We start from the raw sequence: 16444 nt of genomic DNA, 5'->3' as shown, positions 1-16444 counted from the left end.
GTCTGCGCAACCCTCTCCCCTCTGCGAGGGGCGAGGGACGGAAAGGCGTCGCTGAATGTCGATCGGTCCTTGCACGAATGGCGCGGGTCATCACCCCTTCAGCGCTTCCATCGAATCAACTGCCGGTCGTGCAGCCGCGACAGGGTCAGCAGCGCGGTCGCCGCGCCGATCAGGCACATCAGCATGTCCCATTGCGTGTCCCAGACATCGCCCTGCGTGCCCAGAAACGCCTCCGCCCCCTGGCCCAGCACCGACGCGGCGGCGAATTCGATCAGCTCATAGGTGGCGCTGACCGCCAGGCAGCAGGCGAGGACGAGAAAGGTCGTCAGCCCGCCGCGCGGCAACCCGCCCCGCCGGATCAGCGCCTCGCGAAACACGATGGCGGGCACGAAGCCCTGCGCGAAATGGCCCAGCCGGTCATAGGGATTGCGCGCCAGATGCAGCCAGTCCTGCACCCAGGCCCCGGCGGGCACCCGCGCATAGCTATAGGCCCCGCCCAGCATCAGGATCAGCCCGTGCAACCCGACCAGCGCCAGCGCCAGCCCGGTCCAGGCAAAGCGCCGCCGCGTCGCCCAGAGGATCGGCAGCACGATCAGCACCGGCGCGACCTCCATCGCCCAGGTCGCCCGGTCGAACGGCCGCCACCCCGATGCGACCAGCCCCGCCGCCCAGATCAGGGTCAGCAGCACCAGCCGCCGGTCGTCGCGCTTCCATCGTTCCCGTTGCATGCGCCGACGATAGCGGCGTGGCGACCCCATGCAACGCCCGCACCGGATTGCCGGGGGCGCTCGCCGGTGCCAAGGACGCCGCGGAGAATGGAAGGGACCGGCGATGATCGTGCGCGGCGATGAGTTTCAGGATGTCGAGGTGCCGGGCAGCGGCGCGATGCGGATCCACCTGATCCGTCCGGCGGTCGAGGGGCGCTTTCCCGCCATCCTGCTGTTTTCCGAAATCTATCAGGTGACCGCGCCGATCCGGCGGCTGGCGACGATGCTGGCGGGGCAGGGCTATGTCGTCGGCATCCCCGAGGTCTATCACGAATATGAGCCCGCCGGCACGGTGCTGGCCTATGACAAGCCGGGCACCGATCGCGGCAACGACCTGAAATTCACCAAGCCGGTCGCGGCCTATGACGCCGATGCGACGGCGGCGCTGACCGCGCTGGCGGCGCATCCGGCGTGCACCGGGCGGCTGGGCACGTTCGGCGTGTGCCTGGGCGGGCATCTGGCCTATCGCGCCGCGCTCGACCCGCGCGTGTCGGCGGCGGCATGCTTCTATGCCACCGACATCCATTCGGGCACGCTAGGCGAGGGGCGCAGCGACGACAGCCTGGCGCGGATGGACGAGCTGAAGGCCGAGGCGATGTTCGTCTGGGGACGGCAGGACCCGCATGTCCCCTATGCCGGACGCGAGGCGATCCGCGCCCGGCTGGAAGCGGTCGGCGCCCGCTATGAATGGCATGAGGTGAACGGCCAGCACGCCTTTCTGCGCGACGAGGGGCCGCGCTACGACCCCGCGTTGTTCCTCCAGGCGATGCAATGGACCCTCGCGCTCTATGCGCGGACGCTGCGTTGATCGTACTGCGGTATCATCCCGAAATCGCGGGACATTTGCGGATGTTTAACCCTTTGTGACCGATATGGGCGGAAACGAGACCGCCCTTCCATGATCCTTCGTCCCCCCTCGCTTCGTCGCGCACGCGCCCGGCGCTCGGTCCTGAGCGATCGGCGGGGGGCTGCGATCGTCGAATTCGCGCTGGTCGCGGCGCCGTTCCTGGCGCTGCTGCTGGCGATCCTGCAGACCAGCCTCGCCTATCTGGCGCAGGAATCGCTCGAAACCGCGGTTGAGGTCGCGGCGCGCGGCATCGTGACCGGACAGACCCAGTCGGCGGACATCAAGTCCCTGGCGCAGGGGATGACCCAGGCACAGCTTGCCGAGCGGTTTCGCAAGTCGGGCTGCGCGCAACTGCCCATCTTCCTGTCCTGCTCGCGTCTCTATGTCGATGTGAAGAGCGCGCCCGGCGGCGGGCTGGCCATCGCGCCGCTCGATCTGCGTCTCGATGCCAATGACAAATTGTCCGCGCCGCTGTCCTATAGCCTGGGCGAGCAGGGGGCGGTCGTGATCGTGCGGTTCGTCTATGTGTGGCCGATGCGGATCACGCCGCAGCCCGATCTGAGCGGCAATGCCGGTTCGTCGATCCTGATGGCGACATCGGTGTCCAAGTCGGAACCCTATACGTGAGGCGGCGGCTCCTGGCGACGATGCGAGGCGACACGCGCGGGGTCGCCCTCGTCGAATTCGCGCTGATCCTGCCGGTGATGCTGTTGCTCTATCTGGGCGGCGTCCAGCTTCAGGACGGGATCGCCTGCAATCGCAAGGTGACGATCGCCACCCGCGCGGCGGCCGACCTGATCGCGCAGAACACGACCGGTATCATGTCGGCCGCCGAGATCCAGGACAATCTGGTCGCGGCCGCGCAGGTGCTGCAACCCTATGCCGCGGACAAGGCGCGCTTCCGGATCACCGAGATCGCGACCGATGCCCGCGGCAATACGACCGTGCAGTGGAGCCAAGGACTGAACACCACCGGCTATGCCGTCGGCACCACCCTTGCGGTTCCGGCCGCGATGCGCGGTGCGGGCACCTATTTCCTGCTCGCCGAGGTCAGCTACGCCTATTCCCCTCCGGTATCGTTCGGCACCATCGGTCCGATGACCTTCCAGGATCGTCTGTTCATGGTGCCGCGCAATACCGACAAGATCGATTGTTCGAACTGCCAATGATCCGTCGCATCCTGTCCGTCCGCCTGCTTCGCGCGGCGCTTCGCCATCGTCGCGGGAACGTGATGATGCTGTTCGCCCTGGCCCTGCCGGTGCTGACCTTCGCCATCGGCATGGGGGTCGACTATGCGCGCGCGATGAAGGCCCAGACCAAGCTCAACGCGATCGCCGATGCGGCGGCGCTCTCGGCGGTCAGCAAGGCCAAGCTGGGCGTCAGCGACAGCGATGCGGCGGCCTATGCGGCCCAGGTCTTCCAGGCGCAGGCCAAGGGCGTCGGCGGGGAGGGGGCGATCCAGGTCACCGGGCTGACCGTGCAGGCGCCGACCGACGCCAACGGACGGCGCAACGCCACGGTCAGATACACCGCCACATCCTCGAACGCATTCGCCCAGATATTGGGGCTCAAGACCCTGCCCATATCGGGCCTGTCGGCCACCACCAACGCGGTGGCGCCCGATATCGACTTCTACATGGTGCTGGACGTCTCGGCCTCGATGGCGCTGCCGACGACCTCGGCGGGGCTGGCCAAGGTGGCGCAGAGCAACAGCCAGGGCTGCAAATTCGCCTGTCATTCCCAGGCCGATCAGACCGGGCGCGATGCGAACGGCAGGATAACGGACCTGTACGGGGTCGCGACATCCTATGGCCTGACCTTGCGCATCGATGACGAGGGCACCGCCCTGTCGCGCCTCAGCACCAATATCCGCAGCGCGTCGAGCAAGAACGGCGCGGCGTACCGGGCGGCGGTGGTGACCTTTCGCGGCAAGGGCGGCATCACCGTTCTGACGAAGCGGACACCGGACATGACGATCGTGGCCAGCAAGGCCAAGACGCTGAAGGTGCCGCTATACTACACCAACAACTGCCCGACCCGCGCCTGCGATCCGGACGAGGTCGGCTTTGGCGACAGGGACTCGGCGCATAGCGACATCCTGAGCTGGATGCGCGACAATATGGAAACGCCGGGCAGCGGCACCGACAACCAGGCTCCGCAGGGCGTGATGTTCATCGTCACCGACGGCATGCGGGATGAGGCCCGCACCAATGGCCGACCCGAGGTGGCGATCGACACGACGCTTTGCGATGCGATCAAGGCCCGCAACATCCGTATCGCGGTTCTCTATACCGAGTATCTGCGCGAAGCGATGGACAACCACAGCTGGTCCCAGAAGAATGTCGCGCCCTATCTGTACCAGCTCGAACCGGCGTTGCAGAAATGCGCTTCGCCCGGCCTGTATACCAAGGTCACGACCGACCAGGATATCTTCGCCGCCATGGATGGCCTGTTCCAGAGCGCCGTCGCGACCGCGCGCATCACCCGGTAGGATGCGCGCAGGGACGCGGGGTCAGCCCGCCAGCGCCTCGACCTGTTCGGCCAGCTCCAGCCAGCGCATCTCGGCCGCGTCCTTTTCCTCCCTCGCCTTTTCGATCGCCTTCATCAGCCGGTCGAACTGGGCGGGGTCCTTGGCATAGAGATCGGGGTCGGCCAGCTTCACCTCGTCGCGCGCGATGGCCGCTTCCAGCTCCTCGATCCGCTTGGGCAGCAGCTCGTAATCGCGCTGGTCCTTGTAGCTGAGCTTGGTCTTGGCCTGGACCGGCGCGGGGGATGCCGGGGCGGCGGCCTTGGCCGGAGCCTTCTTCTCCGCGACCGGCTTGCGCTTGGCGACCCAGTCGGCATAGCCGCCCGCCACCACATCGACCGTGCCCGATCCGTCCAGCCCCAGCGTCACCGTGACGGTGCGGTCGAGGAAGTCGCGGTCGTGGCTGACGATCAGGACGGTGCCGTCATAATCGCCGATCACCTCCTGCAACAGGTCGAGCGTTTCGAGGTCGAGGTCGTTGGTCGGCTCGTCGAGGACCAGCAGGTTGGATTCGCGCGCAAATTCGCGGGCGAGCAACAGGCGCGACCGCTCGCCGCCCGACAGCGTCCCGATCTTCGCCTCGGCCAGCGAGGGATCGAACAGGAACTCCTTGAGATAGCCGTGGATGTGCTTGCGGACGCCGCGCACGTCGATCCAGTCGCCGCCATCCGCCAGCACCTCGCGCACCCGCTTTTCCGGGGCCATCAGCTTGCGTTGCTGGTCGATGATGACGCCGTCCAGCGTCTTGGCCAGGAACACCGTGCCTTCGTCGGGCTCGATCTCGCCGGTCAGCAGCTTGAGCAGGGTGGTCTTGCCCGCGCCGTTCGCGCCGACCAGGCCGATCCGGTCGCCGCGCGTCACCTTCAGGCTCAGGTCCTTGATGATCGTGCGGTCGCCATAGCGCTTGGTGACATGCTCGGCCTTGATGACCTCCTTGGTCTTCACATCGTCCGACGCGATGCCCAGCTTGGCCGCGCCCTGCGGCCCGATCATCGCGGCGCGGGTGGCGCGCATCTGGTGCAGCTTTTCCAGACGGCCCTGGTTGCGCTTGCGCCGCGCGGTGACGCCGCGGTGAAGCCAATGCTCCTCGATCTTGAGCTTGGCGTCGAGCTTCTCGGCGGCGCGCTGTTCCTCGGCATAGACCTGTTCGGTCCAGGCGTCGAAGCCGCCGAAACCCACCTCGTTGCGCCGCATCTGCCCGCGATCCAGCCACAGCGTCGACTTGGTCAGGCGGGTCAGGAAGGTGCGGTCGTGGCTGATGACGACGAACGCGCCGGTGAAGCGCTTCAGCCAGTCCTCCAGCCATTCGATGGCGGCGAGGTCGAGATGGTTGGTCGGCTCGTCGAGCAGCAGCACGTCGGGGTTCATCGCCAGCGCGCGGACGATCGCGGCGCGCCGCTTCTCGCCGCCGCTGGCGGTCGAGGCCTCGCGGGTCAGGTCGATGCCCAGCTGTCCGGCGATCGCCTCCGCCTCATAGCTTTCCGGCGCGCCCTCGCCCGACAGGACATAGTCCATCAGCGTGGCGCAGCCGGTCAGGTCGGGGTCTTGCTCGAGATAAACGACATGGGTGCCCGGCACGATCATACGCCGCCCCTCGTCCGAATCGATGATCCCGGCGATCAGCTTGAGGAGCGTCGATTTGCCCGCCCCGTTACGCCCGATCAGCGCCAGCCGGTCGCGCGGACCGATATGGATGTCGAGATGCCGGAAGAGCCAGCCCGAGCCTTGCACAAGGCCCAGGTCTTCATAGGAAAGAACGGGTGCTGCCATGATGGATTGGCAGTTAGGCGCGAAGGGGGAACCCGGCAAGCGCTCCATGCGCTGTCGCACGGCCGCATGATCCATTCAGAGGCTGTTCAACGGTTTCCCGCTATGCCAGTTTCATGTCGATGACCGTCCTTCTGGCTCTGCTCGCCGCACCGATGGGTCCGCCGCCGATGATCGGGTCGCCCCCCGATCAACGTCGCGGCGACCAGATGCGCGCGGCCCAGGCCCGCCGGGAAGGCAATTTGTCGCTGCGCGAGATCGAGGCGCGGGTGGTGCCCACCATGCGCGATTCGCAATATATCGGCTTCGACTATGATGCGGGCGCGGCCATTTACACGCTGAAGTTCCTGCGCAATGGCACGGTCATCTGGGTGGAGGTCGACGGTCGCACCGGCCGCGTCATCGGCCGGACCGACGGGTGAGCGCGACCCCCGCCGGTTGCAATCGAACAACAGGAGTTTTGCGATGCGCGTTCTGATCGTCGAGGACGAGCCCAATCTCGGCCAGCAGCTGAAGTCCACGCTGGAGGGCGCGGGCTATGCCATCGACCTGGCCACCGATGGCGAGGAGGGGCATTTCCTGGGTTCGACCGAAAGCTATGACGCGATCGTGCTCGACCTGGGCCTGCCCGAGATTGACGGGCTGACCGTGCTCGACCGCTGGCGGAAGGAGGGCAAGACCATGCCCGTCCTCGTCCTGACCGCGCGGGACAGCTGGTCGGACAAGGTCGCCGGGCTCGACGCGGGCGCCGACGACTATGTCGCCAAGCCGTTCCAGACCGAGGAGCTGATCGCCCGTCTGCGCGCGCTGATCCGGCGGGCCAGCGGCAACGCCTCGTCCGAGCTGACCGCCGGCGACGTCCGCCTCGACACCCGTTCGGGTAAGGTCACGCGCGCGGGCGAGCCGGTGAAGCTGACCGCGCAGGAATATAAGCTGCTGTCCTATCTGCTCCACCACAAGGGCAAGGTGGTCAGCCGCACCGAGCTGATCGAGCATATCTACGACCAGGATTTCGACCGCGATTCGAACACGATCGAGGTGTTCGTGACGCGCATCCGCAAGAAGCTGGGCCAGGACGTGATCACCACCATTCGCGGCCTGGGCTACAGCCTGGACGATCCGGCGGCCGGGTCGGCGGGCGCGGCGGCCTGACCGGCGGCCGCACCGGGACATTGCCATGAAGGACGGTGCCACCCTGCGCCCGACACGGCGCACCGGATCGCTGTCGCGCCGCATGATCCTGATCGCCGCCGGGTGGATCACGGTCTTGCTGGCGGGCGGCGGCTTCGCGCTCGACCGGGTGCTGGTGTCGGCGGTCACGCAGAATTTCGACGACCGGCTGGCCTATGTGCTGCGCTCGCTGCTCGTCTCGGCGGAGATCCAGCAGGGCGAGGTGTGGTTCAGCCGCGAGCCCGCCGACCAGGCGTTCCTGGAGCCGGGCTCGGGCGTCTATTGGCAGGTGTCGGCACCGGGGCGCGAGGCGTTTCCCTCGCGATCCCTGTGGGACCGGCAGCTGGCCTATGGCACGCCGCACAATGACGACAGCATCCATACCTATAACAGCGACCAGTTCCCCGAGGAAAAGCTGCGCATCGTCGAACGCGATGTGAAGCTGCCCGGATCGGAGGTGCGCTGGCGGTTCCAGGTCGCGCAGAGCCGCCAGGGGCTGGATGCGCAGATCGCCGCGCTCCGGCGGACGCTGGTGCGCAGCTTTGCGCTGCTGGCGGTCGGGCTGTTGCTGATGGCGGCGATCCAGACCTTTTACGGCCTCTATCCGCTACGCCGGGTGCGCGAGGATATCGCGGCGATGCGCGCCGGTCGGGCGGACCGGATTTCCGACGCCATGCCCGACGAGGTCGCGCCGCTGGTCGAGGAGCTCAACGCGCTGGTCGAGCATAACGAGAAGCAGGCCGAGGAAGCGCGGCGGCATGCGGGCAATCTGGCGCACGCGCTCAAGACCCCGCTGACCGTTATCATGAACGCCGCCACCGCGCATGCCGACGATCTGGCCGAGACGGTCATTCGCGAGGCGCGGACGATGCGGCGGCAGGTCGACCACCATCTGGCGCGCGCCCGCGCGGTCGGGCGGCGCGGCTCGGCGCACAGCCGGGCGGAGGTCTGGCCCAGCCTGCAATCGGTCGAGCGCGCGGTCGGCCGCCTCTATCGCCACGCCCGGATCGATGTCGACGGGCCGAAGGATCTGGTCGTCCATGTCGAGCGCCAGGACCTGGACGAGATGCTGGGCAACCTGGTCGAGAACGCGGCCAAATATGGCGGCGGCAGCGTCTTCGTGACGGTGGCCGCGCAGGCGGGCTTCGTCGAGATCCTGGTCGAGGACGACGGCACCGGCATCCCCGAAAGCGAACGCGTCCGCATCTTCGATCGCGGCGTCCGGCTGGACACGGGCAAGCCCGGCACGGGACTGGGCCTCGCCATCGTGCGCGACGTGGCGGAGATTTACGGCGGCACCGTGTCGCTGGAGGAGAGCGAGGACCTGGGCGGCCTGCTGGTGCGGCTCAGGCTTCCGGCGGCGGTGGGGTAGGCCGTCCACCCCGGGCTCGTCGCCCCAGCGAAGGCTGGGGCCTTGTGCGGCCCTCGTCCCTTTACGACAAGATCACAGCCTTTGCTGGGATGACGTTTGGATCGGGCTATGGGCTTTCCGGGTTCGCGCGAAGCCGCGATGACGCGAAGAGAAACAGAATAGTTCACGCGGAGGCGCGGAGATTTCGTACCCGGTGGCACCGCCACCCCATGTATCTCGCCCGGTTTGCTGGAGAATATTGAGCGGGCCGCTGGGCACGTCCTCTCCGCGCCTCCGCGTCTCCGCGCGAACAAAAAATCTTCGCGCCTTCGCGCCTTCGCGTGAATCAACGAATCAGGCCGCCACCGTCTCCAGCGCCTCCATCGCCCGCGCCGCGATCCCGATGGACCGTTTGCGCGCCTCGTGGTCGAAGATCGAACTGACCACTATCACCTCGTCCACCTTGGTCCGCTCGACAAAGGCGGCGAGCTGCCGTTCCACGGTCGCGGGCGCGCCGATCGCCGAGCAGGACAGGACATGATCGAGGATCGCGGCCCCCTGCGCGCCCAGGCTTTCGCGATAGCCGGGGACGGGCGGGGGCAGCTTGCCGGGGTTGCCGGTGCGCAGCGCGACAAAGGCCTGTTGCTGCGAACTCGCCAGCAGTTCCGCCTCTTCGTCGGTGTCGGCGGCGAAGACATTGAACCCCGCCATCGCATGGGGCTTGTCGAGCACCGCCGACGGCCGGAAGTCGCGGCGATAGATGGCCAGCGCGTCGTCCAGCGCGTCGGGCGCGAAGTGCGAGGCGAAGGCATAGGGCAGGCCGAGCGCGGCGGCGAGCTGCGCGCCGTAGAGGCTCGATCCCAAAATCCACATTTGCGGCCGCGCGCCCGCGCCCGGCGTCGCGACGATGCCGGTCTGGCCGTCATCGGCGAAATAGCTTTGCAGCTCCATCACGTCGCGCGGGAAGCCATTGGGATCGCTGTCCAGCGTCCGCCGCAGCGCGCGCGCGACGCGCTGGTCCGATCCGGGCGCGCGGCCCAGCCCCAGGTCGATCCGGCCGGGGAACAGCGCATCGAGCGTCCCGAACTGCTCGGCGATGGTCAGCGGGGCATGGTTGGGCAGCATGATGCCGCCAGCACCGATGCGGATCGTCTTCGTTGCCTGCCCGACATGCGCCAGCACGACGGCGGTCGCGGCCGAGGCGATGCCGGTCATGCCGTGATGCTCGGCGGTCCAGTATCGGTGATAGCCGTTCGCCTCGGCATGAGCGGCCAGATCGGCGGCATTGGCCAGCGCCTGCGCCACGGTGCCGCCCTGGATGACGGGCACCAGATCGAGCAAGGAATAACGTGTCATAAGAGCAAGATGGGGGTGGCGCGCGCCCTTCGCCAGCCAAGACCGGGTATCAGAAGGTCAAGCCATACTTCACCGCCGCCCCGCGCTCGTCGGGCAGGGCGGCGATCTGCCCCGGATCGTGCCGCCAGAACAAATGGGTGGACAGCTCGCCCGCGCCCAGCGGCACGGCATGGCGCGCCTCGATCAGCGTCTCGCGCCCGGTCGGCGCCAGCGCCAGTCGCTGCGTGGTCCAGCCGTCGACCTGCCCGGCGGCATAATCCCAATGCGCCGGGAGCCGCAGGTCGAGCCCGCCGCCGGTGACGCGCAGCGGTTGCGACAGCCGCACGTCCAGCCGGTCGCCGCCGAACAGGCCGCGCTTGCCCGCCTCGACCGACCAGGACCGGCTGACCAGCAGCCCGCCGCCCATGCCGCCAAACGCGTCGGTCCAGCCCCGGCGCCAATGCCCCGCCAGCGTCCAGCCGCCATCGCCGCGCCAGCGTGCAGCGGCATCGGCGAACCAGCTGGTCGCGCGCGGTTGCCCCAGCGCGCCGCCAAACCAGCCGCCCAGCACCGTCGACCGCTCGGCCAGCCGGGTCAGGCCCAGCGTCGTCGCGATCGCCCCGACGCGCCGGTCGAGCCCCAGCGCCATCTGGTCGTAGCGCGGTGGCGTCATCCCCGGCACGGCGGCGGCGAAGCGGCCATTCTCCGCCGACAGGCTGATGCCGAGCGCGCCCAGCCGCTGGCGCAGCGCCGCCGAGGCGCGCGGTGCCCGGTCGATGCCGAAGCCCGGATCGGTCAGCAGAAAGCCCGGCCCCGCCTGTCCGGTCCACCCGGCCACCAGCGCGTCGGCACCGCTGGCAAAGCCGAAGCCGATGGCGGTGCCGGGCGCCAGCGCCTGGGTCATCGTGCCCGCGACGATCCGGCGACCGGCGGCGGGCGCGTCGGAGGGGACGATGGCGCGCAGCCGCGCCTCGCCCGCCGTGGTGATCGCGCTGGTGACCGCGATCGTGCGGACGCCGTCGGAGAAGCTCGCGCCTTCGATCCGGCCGAGCAGGCTGGGGGCGAGCAGCGCGCGCGGCGCGGCGCGCGCCACCGTGCCCGACAGATCGAGCTGATAGGCGCGCGCATAGCCGTCGAGCGCAACCATGCGCAGCCCCGCGACGGCCGCGTCGCCCATGGCGGGGGACAGGCGCGCATTGACCGACAGCGAGACGGCGGCTCCGGCCGCTCCCGTGCCAGCCACGTTCAACGCGCCGACCGGCTGGAAGGCGTTGGTCAGGTCCAGCGTCCCCCGGCCATAGACGCCGTCGCTGCCCGCCGTTCCCGTGTCGCGCGCGGTGCGCAGCAACAGCTCGACGATCTGCGCGGCGGTCAGGTTGGGAAAGGCCTGGGCCAGCAGCGCGGCGGCGCCGCTGATCTGGGGCGCGGCGAAGGAGGTGCCCGACCATAGCTTGCGCGTGCCGGTCTGGTCGGGCGCCTCGACCATCTCGCCCAGCGCGGTCAGGTAGTGCGCGGCGGACTGGCCCGCGCGGTTGCTGAAGCTGGAGATGACGCCGCTGGCATTGACCGACCCGGCGATGATGACCTGGCCGCGCGCGACGCCGGCATCGTTGGCGATCTGGGCCAGCGCGGTGGGATCGGCCTCGCCGTCATTGCCCGCCGCGATCACCACGACCATCCCCGCCGCCGTCGCGCGGCCGATCGCGGCGGTCAGGCTGGCGGGCGGAGTCTCATTGGCGCCCAGCGAGATGTTGACCACCTTCGCACCCGATTGCCGCGCCACGTCCAGCCCGCGCGTGATCGCATCGAGCGGAAAGGCGCAACCGCTGCCCGCGTCGCCCCCGGCGGTGCTGGAGCAGCTGCCGGGCCGGTCGGCGCGCAGGACCACCAGTGTCGCGTCGAACGCGACGCCCTGCGCCCGAACGCCATCGCGCCCCCCTGCGGCAGTGAAGGCGACGGCGGTGCCGTGCCCGTCCTCGTCGGTGATGCCGCGCGTTCCCGCGACGTCCGAGGAAGCGCTGGCGATCCGTCCGGCGAACAGCGCGTTCGTCGTGTCGATCCCCGAATCGATGATGCCGAGCGCGACGCCCTTGCCGGTCGCCCCGCGCTGATAGGCGGCCAGCGCGTTCATCGCGACCGCCCCCGTCGTCGCACGATACCCGGCGGTGTCGTAATTGGGGATCGGGGTGGGTGTCGGTGTTGGAGCCGGCGTGGGGCTGGGCGTCGGCGTGACCAAGGGCGGCGTCGGTGTCGGCTGGATGCCCGATCCGGCCCCGCCGCACGCGCCGAGCGTCAGGCCGGTCACCAGCACCGTCGCAATGCCGGTCATGCCCCGCAGGCGCTCGATCCTCACATATCCCCCTTCGTCCGACCCCGTGTGCGATCCTTATCGCCGATCCTGCATCCTGACGAGCCCGGCGGCTTGCGGCGAGGCGACGGCCCGCCTACACGCCCGACCATGCTGCCCGCCCTTGCCCATATCGACGCATGGATCTTCGATCTGGACAATACGCTGTATCCGGCGAGCGCCAATCTGTTCGCGCATATCGACCGGCGGATGACCGCGTTCGTCGGCGAGCTGCTGGGCCTGGACCCCGCCGAGGCGTTTCGCGTGCAGAAGGAATATTTCCACGCGCACGGCACCACACTGGCCGGGCTGATGGCCGAGCATGACGTCGATCCCGCCGCCTTCCTCGCCTATGTCCACGATATCGAGATGGACGTGCTGGAACAGGACGCGCCGCTCGCCGCCGCGCTGGCCAAGCTGCCGGGGCGCAAGCTGGTCTTCACCAATGGCGACAAGCCCTATGCGCTGAAGGTCCTCGACCGGCTGGGGCTGGGCGAGCATTTCGAGGCGGTGCACGACATCACCGCCATGGGCCTGGTCCCCAAGCCGCAGCCCTCCGCCTATGCGGGGCTGTGCGCGGCGTTCGACATCGATCCGACCCGTGCCATCTTCTTCGAGGACATGGCGCGCAACCTGATCCCAGCCAAGGCGATCGGGATGACGACCGTGTGGGTCGACAACGGCTCCGAACAGGGGCCCGAGGCCGCCCGCGACCATATCGACTATACCGTCCACGCGCTGACGCCGTGGCTGACGAGCATATTGGAGGACTGACGATGGCTCACGAACTGGCCGCCACCATCGATGCCGCCTGGGAAAACCGGGCCGAGCTGGGTTTCGCCACGCAGGGTGAGGCGCGGATCGCCGTCGACCGCGCGCTGGCGCTGCTCGACCGGGGCGAGGCGCGCGTTGCCGAGCCCGACGGCAATGGCGGCTGGACGGTCAACCAGTGGCTGAAAAAGGCGGTGCTGCTGTCGTTCCGCCTCAACGACAATGTCCTGATCGACAACGGCCCGGGTGCGGGCCACTGGTTCGACAAGGTGCCGTCGAAGTTCAGCGGCTGGTCGGAAGCCGAATTCCGCGCCGCCGGTTTCCGCGCGGTGCCCGGCTCGGTCGTGCGGCGCGGCGCGCATGTCGCCAAGGGCGCGATCCTGATGCCCAGCTTCGTCAATATCGGCGCCTATGTCGGTGAAGGCACGATGGTCGATACCTGGGCGACGGTGGGCAGCTGCGCGCAGATCGGCAAGAACGTCCATCTGTCGGGCGGTGCGGGCATCGGCGGCGTGCTCGAGCCGCTGCAGGCGGGTCCCGTCATCATCGAGGACGGCGCGTTCATCGGCGCGCGCGCCGAGGTGGCCGAGGGCGTGCGCGTCGGCGAGGGCGCGGTGCTGTCGATGGGTGTATATCTCGGCGCCTCGACCAAGATCATCGACCGCGAGACGGGCGAAGTCTTCCGCGGCCATGTGCCGCCCTATTCGGTCGTCGTTCCGGGCACGACCCCCTCGGTCGACGGCAAGCCGGGCCTGTACTGCGCGGTGATCGTCAAGCGCGTGGACGCGCAGACGCGCTCCAAGACCAGCATCAACGATCTGCTGCGCGACTAAACGCGCCGGACGCGCGATCCTTGGCACGCCCCTCCCGCAGGCGGGAGGGGATGGGGGAGGGCCTGGCCACAGGCGATAGGCTCAGTGAGACACCATACCCTCCCCTCCCGTTTACGGGAGGGGCTTATCCCTCACGCGAAGCCGCGAAGTCGCGAAGAAGAATGGGTTTCGCGCGGAGGCGCGGAGAACGCAGAGGTGTCTCGCCCGGCGGCAGCCTCAATATTGCTCCCCCGGCCTATGATGAAAACGGGATGTCCGCCCAAAGCGATACCCCTCCGCGCCTCCGCGTCTCCGCGCGAACAAAATCTTCCCTGCTTCGCGGCATCGCGGCTTCGCGTGAACCCAAACTACAAACCGACCCGCTCCGCCAGCCACCGCGCCGCAGCCTCCGGGCTTTCCTTCGCCGCGTCATCTCGGTCCACCCGGTAGTTCGCCTCGCGCATCGCCTCGACCGGAATCCGGTTCAGCATCGGCCGCAGCGCCTCCACGAATGCCGCATCCGCCGCCCGGTCCTTAGCGACCAGTAGCACCGCGTCATAACCCGGTATCGCGCGCTTCGGATCGCCCAGCACCACCAGCCGGTCCGCCGCGATCCGCCCGTCCGAAGAGAAAGCGGAGATCACATCCGCCCGCCCGCTCTCCAGCGCGCGGTACATGAAGGTCGGGCTGTACGGCGTCTGCCCGGCGAAGCGCAGGCCATAGGCATCGCGCACCGCCGCCCATTCGGGGCGGTCTAGAAACTCCAGGTCGCTGCCCAGCTTCAGTCGGGGCGCCACATGGCCCAGATCGGCGAGCGACCGCACGCCCAGCCGCTGCGCGACCGGGGCCTTCATCGCAAAGGCATAGGCATTCTCGAACCCCAGCGGCCCCAGCATCGCCACGTCGCGCGTCGCGGCCCATTGCTGGAGCGTGCCCAGCATGGCGGCGCGGGGCGGCGAATCCTGCCGGTGCATCGCGGTGGTCCACAGCGTGCCCGCATAATCGACATAGACGTCGACCCGGCCCCCCGCCGTCGCCTCGAACGCCACCGCCGAGCCCAGCCCGTCGCGATAGCTGACCGAATAGCCCGCACGGGTCAGCCGGTCGCCGATCAGGCGCGCCAGGATATATTGCTCGGAAAAATTCTTCGCGCCGATCACCACCTGGCGCCGCTGTTGCGAGCCGCGCGGCCATAGTGGCTGCGTCGCCAGCGCACAGCCCAGCGCCAGCGCGATCAGCCCGCCGATCCACAGGCCCTTCCGTCGCGTCGCCAGCCCGCGCTCGATCAGCCCGATCAGCGCGTCCACCCCCAGCGCCAACGCGGCGGCGGCGACGCAGCCCGCCAGCACCAGCGCCCAGGCCTGGGTCTGGAGCCCGGCAAAGATCATGTCGCCCAACGAGGGCTGGCCCACCGTCGTCGACAGGGTCGCGGCGCCGATCGTCCAGACCGCCGCCGTCCGGATTCCCGCCGCCAGCACCGGCGCGATCAGCGGCGCCTCGACCAGCCGCAGCTTCTGCGCGCGGGTCATCCCGACCGCATCGGCCGCCTGCAACACCGCCGGATCGAGCCCGGCCAGCCCCGTCACGCCGTTGCGCAGGATCGGCAGCAGCGCATAGAGCGTCAGCGCCAGCAGCGAGGGCAGGAAGCCCAGCGCCGGTATCCCGCCGCCGACCAGCCCGGACAGGCTGAGCAGTACCGGATAGAAGAGCGCGAGCAGCGCCAGCGCCGGAATGGTCTGGACCAGACTGGCCAATCCCAGCGCGACCCGCGACAGCCCCGGCCGCCGCGCGCATGCAAAGGCCAGCGGCACCGCAATCAGGATGCCGAGCAGCAGTGCCGCCATGCTGACCAGCACATGCTGAGCGAGGAGCGGGGGGACGCGGGCGAGGGCGTCGAGAAAGGAACTCATGACCGGAGCGTCGCCAACCGATCGGCCTGACGCCTGGGCACCGCCATAAGCGCCTGTGCCGCTTCGCCGCCTTGTCCGGCGACCAGTTCGGCGGGTGTCGCATCGGCGACGATCCGGCCCGCCTCCATCACCAGCACGCGGCGCGCGGTCAGCAGCGCCTCGGCCATGTCGTGCGTCACCAGCACCGTAGTCAGGTCCAGTCGCTCGTGCAGCTCCACCAGCCGCCCCGCCACCGCATCGCGCGTGACGGGATCGAGCGCGCCCAGCGCTTCATCCAGCAGCAGGATCGGCGGCTCGGTCGCCAGCGCGCGGGCGATCGCCACCCGCTGGCGCTGGCCGCCCGACAGCGCGTCGGGCATCCGCCCGGCCAGCTCGCGGGGCAGGTCGACCAGATCGAGCAGTTCGCCCACGCGATCCCCCACCGGCCGCCCCGCGATGCGCAGCCCGATCGCGATATTGGCTGCGACCGTCATGTGCGGGAACAGGCCGTGCTGCTGGAAGACATAGCCGATCCGCCGCCGCCATTCGGGCGCGGGCCGCGCGCCGGCATCGTCTCCGTCGATGGTGACGCGGCCCGTATCGGGCGCCTCCAGCCGGTTGATCATCCGCAACAGCGTCGACTTGCCCGATCCCGACGCCCCGACCAGCGCGACGAAGCTGCCCCGCGTGACGGTCAGCGAAACCCGGTCCACCGCCGCAACCGATCCGTAGCGGCGGCTGACATCGGCCAGGTCGATCATGGCGGGGGCGATCATGGCGGGAGCGGGGGATGGCATCGGCATGTCCAACGCAGGGTCGGCCGTTTCCGCCCCACCGTCCATCGCCTTTCGCTCTGTTCGC

The 16444-nt window shown here is 69.0% G+C and carries 15 protein-coding genes; 9 read left to right on the top strand and 6 right to left on the bottom strand.

From position 1 onward, the window contains the following. Positions 1 to 98 precede the first annotated feature (98 nt). A complete protein-coding gene (locus QE360_RS04070) occupies positions 99 to 728 on the bottom strand; it encodes a DUF2238 domain-containing protein (RefSeq protein ID WP_309699488.1) in 630 nt (209 codons plus the stop codon). 103 nt (positions 729 to 831) lie between these two features. On the opposite strand from QE360_RS04070, the gene QE360_RS04065 reads away from it, so the two are divergent. The 4 genes from QE360_RS04065 to QE360_RS04050 all read left to right on the top strand — a co-directional run bounded on the left by QE360_RS04065 (position 832) and on the right by QE360_RS04050 (position 4105). Then, complete coding sequence (locus QE360_RS04065; RefSeq protein ID WP_309699486.1) at positions 832 to 1575, top strand: dienelactone hydrolase family protein; 744 nt, start codon at positions 832 to 834, stop codon at positions 1573 to 1575. A gap of 90 nt (positions 1576 to 1665) precedes the next feature. Beyond that, positions 1666 to 2241, top strand: coding sequence for a TadE/TadG family type IV pilus assembly protein (locus QE360_RS04060; RefSeq protein ID WP_309699484.1), 576 nt, complete (start codon positions 1666 to 1668; stop codon positions 2239 to 2241). Next, on the top strand, positions 2238 to 2783 hold the full coding sequence (locus tag QE360_RS04055; protein WP_309699482.1) for a pilus assembly protein: 546 nt from the start codon (positions 2238 to 2240) through the stop codon (positions 2781 to 2783). The genes QE360_RS04060 and QE360_RS04055 overlap by 4 nt, the downstream gene beginning before the upstream one ends. Further along, positions 2780 to 4105 carry a pilus assembly protein gene (locus QE360_RS04050; RefSeq protein ID WP_309699480.1) on the top strand — a complete coding sequence of 442 codons (1326 nt, stop codon included), beginning with the start codon at positions 2780 to 2782 and terminating at the stop codon, positions 4103 to 4105. Before QE360_RS04055 ends, QE360_RS04050 begins: the two co-directional genes overlap by 4 nt. Before the next feature lie 21 nt (positions 4106 to 4126). Here the strand turns inward: QE360_RS04050 and QE360_RS04045 are convergent, their stop codons facing one another. Then, positions 4127 to 5911 carry an ATP-binding cassette domain-containing protein gene (locus tag QE360_RS04045; RefSeq protein WP_309699478.1) on the bottom strand — a complete coding sequence of 595 codons (1785 nt, stop codon included), beginning with the start codon at positions 5909 to 5911 and terminating at the stop codon, positions 4127 to 4129. 113 nt (positions 5912 to 6024) lie between these two features. On the opposite strand from QE360_RS04045, the gene QE360_RS04040 reads away from it, so the two are divergent. Genes QE360_RS04040 through QE360_RS04030 form a run of 3 tightly spaced genes read left to right on the top strand, consistent with a single transcriptional unit; the run spans position 6025 to position 8450 of the window. Next, on the top strand, positions 6025 to 6330 hold the full coding sequence (locus tag QE360_RS04040) for a hypothetical protein (protein ID WP_307102527.1): 306 nt from the start codon (positions 6025 to 6027) through the stop codon (positions 6328 to 6330). Positions 6331 to 6373: 43 nt separating this feature from the next. Then, entirely contained in the window at positions 6374 to 7060 is a 687-nt protein-coding gene (locus tag QE360_RS04035) for a response regulator transcription factor (protein WP_307102529.1), read from the top strand. A 25-nt stretch (positions 7061 to 7085) separates the two neighbouring features. Beyond that, positions 7086 to 8450: an ATP-binding protein gene (locus QE360_RS04030; RefSeq protein WP_309692236.1), complete on the top strand. Its 1365-nt coding sequence runs from the start codon at positions 7086 to 7088 to the stop codon at positions 8448 to 8450. 333 nt (positions 8451 to 8783) lie between these two features. Here the strand turns inward: QE360_RS04030 and QE360_RS04025 are convergent, their stop codons facing one another. Together QE360_RS04025 and QE360_RS04020 are read right to left on the bottom strand one after the other, a co-directional pair. Further along, on the bottom strand, positions 8784 to 9785 hold the full coding sequence (locus QE360_RS04025; protein ID WP_309699475.1) for an LLM class flavin-dependent oxidoreductase: 1002 nt from the start codon (positions 9783 to 9785) through the stop codon (positions 8784 to 8786). Between the two features lie 49 nt (positions 9786 to 9834). Next, positions 9835 to 12117, bottom strand: coding sequence for a S8 family peptidase (locus QE360_RS04020; RefSeq protein WP_309699473.1), 2283 nt, complete (start codon positions 12115 to 12117; stop codon positions 9835 to 9837). 105 nt (positions 12118 to 12222) lie between these two features. Between QE360_RS04020 and QE360_RS04015 the strand changes: the two genes are divergently transcribed. Both QE360_RS04015 and dapD read left to right on the top strand, forming a co-directional pair. Continuing rightward, positions 12223 to 12885 (top strand): pyrimidine 5'-nucleotidase, encoded by a 663-nt coding sequence (locus tag QE360_RS04015; protein ID WP_307102540.1) that lies wholly within the window; start codon positions 12223 to 12225, stop codon positions 12883 to 12885. A 2-nt stretch (positions 12886 to 12887) separates the two neighbouring features. Next, complete coding sequence (dapD, locus tag QE360_RS04010) at positions 12888 to 13715, top strand: 2,3,4,5-tetrahydropyridine-2,6-dicarboxylate N-succinyltransferase (RefSeq protein WP_307102542.1); 828 nt, start codon at positions 12888 to 12890, stop codon at positions 13713 to 13715. Between the two features lie 347 nt (positions 13716 to 14062). On the opposite strand, the gene QE360_RS04005 is transcribed toward dapD, so the two are convergent. Both QE360_RS04005 and QE360_RS04000 read right to left on the bottom strand, forming a co-directional pair. Then, entirely contained in the window at positions 14063 to 15604 is a 1542-nt protein-coding gene (locus QE360_RS04005; protein ID WP_309699471.1) for a glycine betaine ABC transporter substrate-binding protein, read from the bottom strand. Next, positions 15601 to 16386 carry an ATP-binding cassette domain-containing protein gene (locus QE360_RS04000; protein ID WP_405052558.1) on the bottom strand — a complete coding sequence of 262 codons (786 nt, stop codon included), beginning with the start codon at positions 16384 to 16386 and terminating at the stop codon, positions 15601 to 15603. Before QE360_RS04000 ends, QE360_RS04005 begins: the two co-directional genes overlap by 4 nt. Between the last annotated feature and the right edge of the window lie 58 nt (positions 16387 to 16444).

Origin of the sequence: Sphingomonas sp. SORGH_AS_0789, from assembly GCF_031453055.1 — a bacterium.
Classification (GTDB): domain Bacteria; phylum Pseudomonadota; class Alphaproteobacteria; order Sphingomonadales; family Sphingomonadaceae; genus Sphingomonas.
Note: the sequence above shows the minus strand (reverse complement) of the source record. Positions and strands in the feature narration are given on the sequence as shown.

Bases quoted from the DNA above. Each gene is read 5' to 3' on its own strand.
- QE360_RS04060 (WP_309699484.1), top strand. From the start codon at position 1,666: ATGATCCTTCGTCCCCCCTCGCTTCGTCGCGCACGCGCCCGGCGCTCG.
- QE360_RS04040 (WP_307102527.1), top strand. From the start codon at position 6,025: ATGTCGATGACCGTCCTTCTGGCTCTGCTCGCCGCACCGATGGGTCCG.
- QE360_RS04070 (WP_309699488.1), bottom strand. From the start codon at position 728: ATGCAACGGGAACGATGGAAGCGCGACGACCGGCGGCTGGTGCTGCTG.
- QE360_RS04015 (WP_307102540.1), top strand. From the start codon at position 12,223: ATGCTGCCCGCCCTTGCCCATATCGACGCATGGATCTTCGATCTGGAC.
- QE360_RS04025 (WP_309699475.1), bottom strand. From the start codon at position 9,785: ATGACACGTTATTCCTTGCTCGATCTGGTGCCCGTCATCCAGGGCGGC.
- QE360_RS04050 (WP_309699480.1), top strand. From the start codon at position 2,780: ATGATCCGTCGCATCCTGTCCGTCCGCCTGCTTCGCGCGGCGCTTCGC.
- QE360_RS04045 (WP_309699478.1), bottom strand. From the start codon at position 5,911: ATGGCAGCACCCGTTCTTTCCTATGAAGACCTGGGCCTTGTGCAAGGC.
- QE360_RS04065 (WP_309699486.1), top strand. From the start codon at position 832: ATGATCGTGCGCGGCGATGAGTTTCAGGATGTCGAGGTGCCGGGCAGC.
- QE360_RS04000 (WP_405052558.1), bottom strand. From the start codon at position 16,386: ATGCCGATGCCATCCCCCGCTCCCGCCATGATCGCCCCCGCCATGATC.
- QE360_RS04030 (WP_309692236.1), top strand. From the start codon at position 7,086: ATGAAGGACGGTGCCACCCTGCGCCCGACACGGCGCACCGGATCGCTG.
- QE360_RS04035 (WP_307102529.1), top strand. From the start codon at position 6,374: ATGCGCGTTCTGATCGTCGAGGACGAGCCCAATCTCGGCCAGCAGCTG.
- QE360_RS04005 (WP_309699471.1), bottom strand. From the start codon at position 15,604: ATGAGTTCCTTTCTCGACGCCCTCGCCCGCGTCCCCCCGCTCCTCGCT.
- dapD (WP_307102542.1), top strand. From the start codon at position 12,888: ATGGCTCACGAACTGGCCGCCACCATCGATGCCGCCTGGGAAAACCGG.